The following is a 1,461-nucleotide window of genomic DNA, read 5'->3' as shown; positions in this document are numbered from 1 at the left end:
CGTTGTGGAACTGGATCGTGGCGCCCTTGGGCCCGCCGTCGAGCTTGGCGATCCCGGCCCGCTTGCACATGTCCTTGATCCGGACGATGAGCAGCAGGGTGTTGACCTCCTTGGGCAGTTTTCCGAAGCGGTCGATGAGCTCGGCGGCGAAGCCCTCGAGCTCGACCTTGGTCGACAGCGCACTGAGGCGGCGGTAAAGCCCGAGCCGGACGTCGAGATCCGGCACGTAATCCTCGGGGATCAGCACCGGCACGCCGAGGTTGATCTGCGGCGCCCACTGGCCGTCCTGCTCGAGCAGGCCCTCCATCTCGCCCGACTTGATCTTGGCGATCGCCTCCTCGAGCATCTGCTGGTAAAGCTCGTACCCCACGTCGCGCATCTGGCCCGATTGTTCCTCGCCCAGAAGGTTGCCGGCGCCGCGGATGTCGAGGTCCTGCGAGGCCAGCGTGAAGCCCGCCCCCAGCGTGTCGAGCGAGCCCAGCACCCGCAGGCGCTTCTCGGCGGTGTCGGTGAGCTTGGCACGCGGTTTGGTAGTCATGTAGGCATAGGCCCGGGTCTTGGACCGGCCGACGCGGCCGCGGATCTGGTAGAGCTGCGACAGGCCGAACATGTCGGCGCGGTGCACCACCATGGTGTTCGCGGTCGGAATGTCGAGCCCGCTCTCCACGATGGTCGTGGCCAGCAGCACGTCGTACTTGCCGTCGTAGAAGGCGTTCATCTTCTCGTCGAGCTCGCCCGCCGCCATCTGGCCGTGGGCCACCACGTAGCTGACCTCGGGCACCTGCTCGCGCAGGAATTCCTCGATTTCGGGAAGATCCGAAATGCGCGGCACCACGTAGAAGCTCTGGCCGCCGCGGTAATACTCGCGCAGCAGCGCCTCGCGGATGGTGACCGGGTCGAACTCGGAGACATAGGTGCGGATCGACAGGCGGTCGACTGGCGGCGTGCCGATGATCGACAGGTCCCGCACACCCGAAAGCGAGAGCTGCAGCGTCCGCGGGATCGGCGTCGCGGTGAGCGTCAGCACGTGGATGTCGCTGCGCAGCTGCTTCAGCCGCTCCTTGTGGTTCACGCCGAAGTGCTGCTCTTCGTCGATGATCAGCAGCCCGAGGTTCTGGAAGCGGATGCCCTTGGCAAGCAGCGCATGGGTGCCCACCGCGATGTCCACGGTGCCCTTGGTGATGCCGTCGCGGGTCTTGGCCGCCTCGGACGCGGAGACGAAGCGCGACAGCGGCGCCACGTTGAGGGGGAAGCCACGGAATCGCTCGGCGAAGCTCTTGTAGTGCTGGCGGGCGAGCAGCGTGGTCGGCGCGATCACCGCCACCTGCACCCCGGACATGGCCGCGACAAAGGCCGCGCGCATGGCGACCTCGGTCTTGCCAAAGCCCACGTCGCCGCAGATCAGCCGGTCCATAGGGTTGCCGCTGGTCATGTCGCCCAGCACGTCCTCGATCGCCGAGA

General features: G+C 66.7%; 1 protein-coding gene. It reads right to left on the bottom strand.

The window, feature by feature from the left end:
- Positions 1-1,461 (bottom strand): TRCF domain-containing protein (locus tag HC022_RS26450; protein ID WP_167454370.1); only part of this gene is annotated, 1,461 nt, incomplete at both ends.

The organism is Salipiger sp. HF18, from assembly GCF_011806505.1.
GTDB classification, from domain to species: domain Bacteria; phylum Pseudomonadota; class Alphaproteobacteria; order Rhodobacterales; family Rhodobacteraceae; genus Salipiger; species Salipiger thiooxidans.
Note: the sequence above shows the minus strand (reverse complement) of the source record. Positions and strands in the feature narration are given on the sequence as shown.